The 7,714-nt window shown below is 37.4% G+C and carries 4 protein-coding genes; all 4 read right to left on the bottom strand.

Annotated features, from left to right (window positions below; all coding sequences use genetic code 11):
* A partial coding sequence (locus tag AB1422_13920; protein MEW6620410.1) for a prenyltransferase/squalene oxidase repeat-containing protein occupies window positions 1-4,346 on the bottom strand: 4,346 nt, incomplete at its 3' end.
* Window positions 4,347-4,793: 447 nt separating this feature from the next.
* Window positions 4,794-5,723, bottom strand: a complete 930-nt coding sequence (locus tag AB1422_13925) for a hypothetical protein (GenBank protein ID MEW6620411.1) — start codon at window positions 5,721-5,723, stop codon at window positions 4,794-4,796.
* Window positions 5,724-5,761: 38 nt separating this feature from the next.
* Window positions 5,762-6,358, bottom strand: a complete 597-nt coding sequence (locus AB1422_13930; protein MEW6620412.1) for a hypothetical protein — start codon at window positions 6,356-6,358, stop codon at window positions 5,762-5,764.
* 92 nt (window positions 6,359-6,450) lie between these two features.
* Window positions 6,451-7,359 carry a tetratricopeptide repeat protein gene (locus AB1422_13935; GenBank protein MEW6620413.1) on the bottom strand — a complete coding sequence of 303 codons (909 nt, stop codon included), beginning with the start codon at window positions 7,357-7,359 and terminating at the stop codon, window positions 6,451-6,453.
* Between the last annotated feature and the right edge of the window lie 355 nt (window positions 7,360-7,714).

The raw sequence follows: 7,714 nt of genomic DNA on the forward strand, positions 1-7,714 counted from the left end.
AACACTACCTTTATCGGCTCTTTACTGACTATCAGACTATACTCTCCTTTATTGCCACTATAACTCTTATTCTTGCGCATATCAATCAGATTATCTCTATCCTTTAAGTAGAGATAGTATTGGAGTGGCACAGTGGTAATATCCCAACTTATCTTTACTTTCCCTGGCTCTCCTACCTGCTCTACCCTAAATTTCCATTCCTTGCTTGTTTCTACTTCACTGCGATAGTCAGAGCCATATTCATCTTCCGTCGGTGAAATAAAGTAACACGCAAGATAAACAGGAGCGAATTCTCCTTCCTCTGCTGGTAACATTGGAATTTCAGCAATATCATATCCATCATCATAGGCATCACTCGCCTCAGAGCTAACGCCAGCAAAGTTGAATCTATCAGTCAGGCTACCAGCCTTAGCTGAAAGCTGGATTGCCCAACTATCCTTATGTTTGATTGGGTTAAACTCATCCACTTCACTCTCACTACGAACTTCATTTTCCACCACCCACTCCTCTATCGGACAGAAACTCTTCCCCTCTTGAGAGGGGTTAGGGGTGTGTTTCCTACCTATCTCCTCTGCTGGAACGAGCATCTCGCAATCCACTGTCACCGGGATAAAATATCCTATCCAGGGACGAAGGACGCCAGGATATGACACCATCTTAAATCCCATCCCATCATAATACCATAATGAACTCTTTATCCAGCCATTTACATAAGCCGTCACCGGGTCAACTACCTCTATTCCTTTGCGAAACTTTACCTGCGCATTTAAAGCCACCGGGTAAAGATATGGGTGTCCAATATGATTCCACCTTTCAGGCAAACCGCCTTTTAATGGAATAACATAATAACCAGAAGGATTAGTCGAACTCCCATAAACAATAATTTCATTATCTTTATCTGCGGTAATCCCATAGCCTATCTCCGGGGCAAAGTTTGGGACAGTTGAGGCTGGCGGATTATGAATGACCCAATTACTCCCATCGAAATAGACCAATCTGACATTTTGCTCAAAATTACCCCAATTCCACAACACACCTGCCGGGTCAGGATTCACGGGATGAACAGGAACAGAGATGGATTTGTAAGTTGGATAAATAGCACCAATTTTACCTGAGCTAACTGTGCCATAAGTAATCGTCGTCCAGATAGTTGATAAAGTGTCATTCTTGCCATCAGTTGCCCAGATAGCATAAAGTAGTCCTCGCATCGTTACATTAGAGGCAGGAATAGTTCCTCGATACAAATCACCACCTACATTAGTCATCACTGTAGAAGAGATGGTTTTTGTGCCACCTATCTTCCAGTATAAAATCGCCTGTTCAACCTTAACATTATCGGTTATCGTCGCCCTGATTATCATTGGCAGACCTGCAGGTGCTTCAGTAATCGGGGTATGTCCAATAACAGGTGGTATCGTATCTTCAAGGATAAAGAAAAAGGCTATTGCATACGCCCCTGTTTGGAGACCTCTAACTACAACTGTAGTTGTGCCTGGTGGCTGTATATCTGCTACAAAATAACTAATGAATCTACCATTAGCATCAGTTGTAGTCGTCGTAATACTTATCGTCGTCCCAAAATCTATGCCTATCTGCTCGCTGGTGCCATAACCATTGCCTATCACACACACAAGTGTCCCTACTGTTCCTTCTGATGGACTATCTACTTTAATCTCTGGGTGGATAAAGAACAAAAATTGAGCCTGGCAACCTGATTTAATTCCAACAACTATTATACTTTTAGTCCCATACGGTTGGGTATCTACTATAAATGTCTGCCTAAAAGAACCTGTCTCATCAGTAGAACTAAGAGCAATACTGATGGTCGTCCCAAAATGAATATAAATCTCCTCCTGTCCAGCAAAACCATTTCCAAAAACAGTTACAGATGTTCCTACCGTCCCAAACATAGGTGAGACTAAGATAATATTGCCTTTGATAACAAACCAACCATAGGCAACACAACCAGAGATAAGTCCTCTACCACTTACACTTACAGTCCCACAGCCTGCCTGTGTATCTACTGTAAATGTAGTCTTAAACTGACCTAAACTATCTGTCATCGCCAGAGTTATACTCGGATTGATACCAAAGTCAATGGCTATTTCTTCATAGGCATGATAGCCATTACCAGCAACAGTAACAATACTCCCTACTGTGCCATAAATTGGTGTTACCATGGTAATCTGTGCCTGCATCACAAAATATGCCTCTGCCTCAGAGCCAGAGCTAAGTCCTTTAGCCCTGACAGTTAATGTCCCACATCCTGCCTGAATGTCCACAGTGAATGTAGCAACGAACCTACCAACCGCATCAGTTGTAGTCGTCGTAATACTTATCGTCCTCCCAAAATCTATGCCTATCTGTTCGCTGGTACCATAACCATTGCCTATCACACACACAAGTGTCCCTACTGTCCCTTCTGATGGACTATCTACTTTAATCTCTGGCTGGATAAAGAACAAAGATTGAGCATGGCAACCTGATTTAATTCCAACAACTATTATACTTTTAGTCCCATACGGTTGGGTATCCACTATAAATGTCTGCCTAAAAGAACCTGTCTCATCAGTAGAACTAAGAGCAATACTGATGGTCGTCCCAAAATGAATATAAATCTCCTCCTGCCCAGCAAAACCATTTCCAAAAACAGTTACAGATGTTCCTACCGTCCCAAACATAGGTGAGACTAAGATAATATTGCCTTTGATAACAAACCAACCATAGGCAACACAACCAGAGATAAGTCCTCTACCACTTACACTTACAGTCCCACAGCCTGCCTGTGTATCTACTGTAAATGTAGTCTTAAACTGACCTAAACTATCTGTCATCGCCAGAGTTATACTCGGATTGATACCAAAGTCAATGGCTATTTCTTCATAGGCATGATAGCCATTACCAGCAACAGTAACAATACTCCCTACTGTGCCATGAATTGGTGTTACCATGGTAATCTGTGCCTGCATCACAAAATATGCCTCTGCCTCAGAGCCAGAGCTAAGTCCTTTAGCCCTGACAGTTAATGTCCCACATCCTGCCTGTAAATCTACTGTAAATGTGGCAGTAAAAGTCCCATTTTGATTAGTTTGTGCAGTAGCAATGGTCTTAGTTATCCCAAAATCTATGGCTACTTGTTCATTTTGCCCAAATCTATCACCTGTTATGGTAAGAATTGTTCCTACTGTCCCAGAAGTAGGCTCTATAAATATCTCTGCAGAAGGAACAGAAATTATCTTAAAGTATGTATCAGCACTCAGGTCAGAATTAAGCCCAGTAGCTTTAATTGTAGTCATACCAGCTAATTGTATGTCAATCGTAAAAGTAGCAGTAAATGTCCCTTTTGCATTGGTAATTGAGGTAGTAATAGTCTCAGTTGTTCCAAAGTCTATGCTAATACTTTCTGTCTGACCAAATCCTTTACCTGCTATCTCTACTATCGTTCCTATAGTTCCTGATGTAGGGTTAACTATTACCCTTTGTTGAGTGAGTGATTTTAAAGCTATACCGGTATCGTAGGTTTTATCATTCCAGGAACCATTTGGTTGCTGATGATTACGAATATAATTTAATGCCTGTTTTAAATTTTGTGAGGTTCTCAATTCTGGTTGTCCTAAAAATGCTAATGCTACAATTGAGGTCTCATAGATAGTGCTTCCATCCTTTCCAAAACCACCATCTTGATTTTGTTGTCCTTTTAACCAGTTAGTTCCCTTGTTAATAGCACCTTTTATCACTGCTATATCATTTGGATGAGTAAATATCCCTGCGTCTAATACTTGAACTAAAGAAAGGATAACTTGTGAGGTACAATATATACTTCCGGAGGTTTCAAATGGGCTAAATCGCCAATAGTCATAATTACCTTGACTATATAATAAAAAATTAACTATATCTACATAAACTTGAATTCCACTATAATTAGACGCTAATAATGCCATTAGAACAAGTCCTGTATCCAACGGACTACCTAAATCATCCTTCTGATACCCAAAATTTTTATAATAACCATTTTTATACGAGACTAAAATATCTGTTAAAGTACCTACACCTATACCTGCTGAATTCAAAGCTACTATTTTCCGTGCTAAATAATCACAAACATCGAGTTCAGTTGCCTCGATATAATCTATTGCCCGCAAAAGATTACTCTTAGTCCCTTCTAAATCTAATAATGTTTGCGTAACTACACAGGTATCTCTAAACCCGGTAGTATCAGGATTGCCCCACGAATAATCGATATTCTGGTTGTCATACAACCACTTAACACCATCATTTATCTCAGCATAGCAAAAACTGGAAATAAGGACTACACTTAGCATTAAAAACAATCGTGTCCTGAACATCTTTCACCACCCTTTGGTATATAGTAATCGGATTCAACTGATTAATCAGATTTTCATTAATTTTTATCCGTTTTATCCGCTAAATCCGTTTACTATAAATTTCCACCAATTTCCATGAATTTCTATTGTATTTCTATTTGTCTTTTAGTAATCGAATCAAACTAATCTTTTCCTTTAGTTAAATTCGCTTAATTCGATTACCATATCTAATTCACAATTCAAGATACGACCCTAAACTCTACCCCTAAACTCTACCCCCTAAACTCTACCCCTAAACTCTACCCCTAAACTCTACCCCGACCCTAAACTCTACGACCCTAAACTCTACGCGACCCTAAACTCTACGCGACCCTAAACTCTACGACCCTAAACTCTATACGACCCTAAACTCTATAAACTCTAAACTCCCCCCGACCTTAAACTACCCCCGCGACCCTAAGCTACCCTTTATTTTTTCTCTTCACGCTTTTTTAATACTTCCTTTATCTCTTTTATGAATCCTTTTATACGATACTCTTCATATTCTTTACCACCACATTCAGCTACAGGTATAGTAGGGTCTTTAAGATACTCTTTGAGATATATCTCGAATTCCTCAATAGCCTTCTCTAACTCACCTGTTCCCCACCAATAGCTAAATGCTAAAGTAAGATGTGCTTGGTAGTATGTAGGATCAATTCTAAGTGTTTTTTTTGCCTTTTCTAAATCTCCATAATAATTAGCTTGTTCATGTAATACTATAGCTTTTTCTCTCTTAGTAACTGGTTTTTTTATATAAAAAGTGACTGGTTTAGCAATAAGTAATCCATGAAAGATGTCTTTATCAGATACAGAACGAGAGTCGTAGATACCAGTAATTTCATATTCCCCTGGTTCAAGTTTAGCAGTTATATCTGGTGGAATAACCCATCTCGTTCGTACATCTCCGCCTGAACCCACAAGTTCTATTTTATCTTCCTTATAATCGTGTATTTTGGAGTAATACCTACACCAATTAATATCTTTCAATTTTTCCTCTCGACGAATAACTTCACCTGATGTTCTTGTAACCTTGTTCACTTTAATTTTCAGATTATCATCCCATCTCCATGTAGGAGTTGCTATCTTTACTTTAATAATCTTCTCTTTTACTTCTTTTCCATAAGATTTCTCATTTTGAATTCTGTTAAATTGCCTAATACCTGCATTATTAACCCAGTAAATTTCGAAGGATAGTGGTTTCCCCTGCAAGCATTTATCATGTCCAAGAGTAGAGAATTTGAGTTCCAGGTCTTCTTCCTTTATCGAAGAACTATAAACAGGAGATATTCCTCTACATATAATTAGGTTTATAGAAAAAATAAATAAATTTGTAAAAGATTTTCGTTTTCTTATCATTGTATTTCCCTCCTTTTTGTGAAAGATTTAAATTTTCCTTATTTATCACTAACCTCAAACTGACTTTTACAATCTGAGCAAAAATCTACGCCAATTGGCATTGTATTCCATCCATCAGCATCATTAGTGCCGGAGTGCTCTGGAAGATGAGGTTTTCGATATAGATTCCATTCATCCCACAAATATCTCATCGCACATGAAGTATCACCAGCAGTGGGTGGATCATGATGAGCAATTGAGATACCATGTCCTAATTCATGAGTAATATTATGCATTACAGCATCAGCTGATCTATCGTTTGCTCCATCTGGACGATCCCACTTCTCATCCCATCTCACCTGTTCTACATCACATCTAATTTCGGGATGGTTTTTAGGAGGTCCATTCGGACCTAAGGATAGCCCCCAATGATGATACTCCTCCCGATCTGAACCTGGACCTGGAGGACCAAAATCAAAATCTATTAACCATAGCCCATGTTGCTCAACAATATGAGCAGTTTTATGGTTAAAATTGACTACTCTACTGGTAACCCCATTAAATTCATCAGCAGTTATTTGATAATGAACACTCATTCCTGATGCAGAGGTAAAGTTCCCTCGAAGATAAATATTATCCTCATCATAAATGAACAAGTCCTTCGTATTTGGATTTGTTCTTACATGAGTACCACTTACAAGAAATCCCTGATACTGTGCCCTTAATCCTGACCTGCTTATTTTACTTTTTACTTTAACAATTTATCCTCACATCTTTTAATCCACTGCTTTTTCTCATAACTATCTGGAAGTTTTTGATACGCAAGTCTTGCTCTTTTATAATCTTTCATCATATAATAACCCACAGCAATAAATTTCTGGCTATTTTCACTGTAATATGGATAATCAGGATATTTATTAATAAAATTTTTATATTCAACAATTACTTGTTCAAAATCATGGAGTCTTAAAAAACATTTACCTGTATAATAATAAGCATGTATTGCATAATTACTGGTAGAATACTCTCTGACTATCTTTTTGAAGTACTTTAATGCTAATCTATTATCTTTATCCTTGCCATGTAAATTGAATTTTTCAAGAGCTTGTTTCCAAATTTCTAATGCTTTTTTATCTTTTCCGGCAGGAGGAATTATTCTAAAAGAAATAGTTTCATATTCAATATGTTGAGAGTATATCTCTGGATATTCTTTTTGATATCCTTCTGTAGTATAAATAAATTTAATCTTGTAATCTCCTAAACTTAATCCAAAGGGGAAGTCTTCATTTAAATTCCAAGCACAACTGATTGATTGACCTGGTGTTAAATTTATCCCGTAATCCTTAGGAAAACCCACTATCATAGGCATGAGCCTTGGTTCTTTAGATATATCACCTCCAATTTTTATTATTTTATATTTAAGAAAATGATGTAACACCAATGGCTCTGCAACTTTTAACGATACTGAACCACCATTTGTCAAAGTGGCATTTACTATAATGGGTTCTCTTTCTAAATATTCATTTTTAGATAAAACTACATCTAATTTTAGTAGCAATGAAGTTTGATTATTAACAACTTCTCCTGCATTAATAGTGGATAAAGAAATGCTAATTATATACAGCGTTCCACATAACAGTTTTAGTAATTTCCTCATGGTAAGACCTCCTCGTATAATATGTTTAATATAGTTATTAATTAATTTATAATTAATATTTAACCTGGAATCGGCAAGTGAAAGGGTGATTAATCAATTAACTCCTTACGGCATAAACAGATATATACGATTCAAAAGTGTAGATTTCTCACTTTGCTCGAAATGACAGAAAAAGACTTTTAACTCTCATTCCGAGCGTAGCGAGGAATCTTACTTGCCGATTTCAGGTTTAATAATATTTCTCTCCTCATGGGAGAGTTTATGAAATCTTTGATTGTGAACAAAAAGAAACTTGACTTTTATGACCGGATCCTTTATTATTATCTCTATAGGATAAAGAGAAACAGGGTAAATG

The organism is bacterium (genome assembly GCA_040757115.1).
Classification (GTDB): domain Bacteria; phylum UBA9089; class CG2-30-40-21; order CG2-30-40-21; family SBAY01; genus JBFLXS01.

Bases quoted from the DNA above. Each gene is read 5' to 3' on its own strand.
- AB1422_13925 (MEW6620411.1), bottom strand. From the start codon at position 5,723: ATGATAAGAAAACGAAAATCTTTTACAAATTTATTTATTTTTTCTATA.
- AB1422_13935 (MEW6620413.1), bottom strand. From the start codon at position 7,359: ATGAGGAAATTACTAAAACTGTTATGTGGAACGCTGTATATAATTAGC.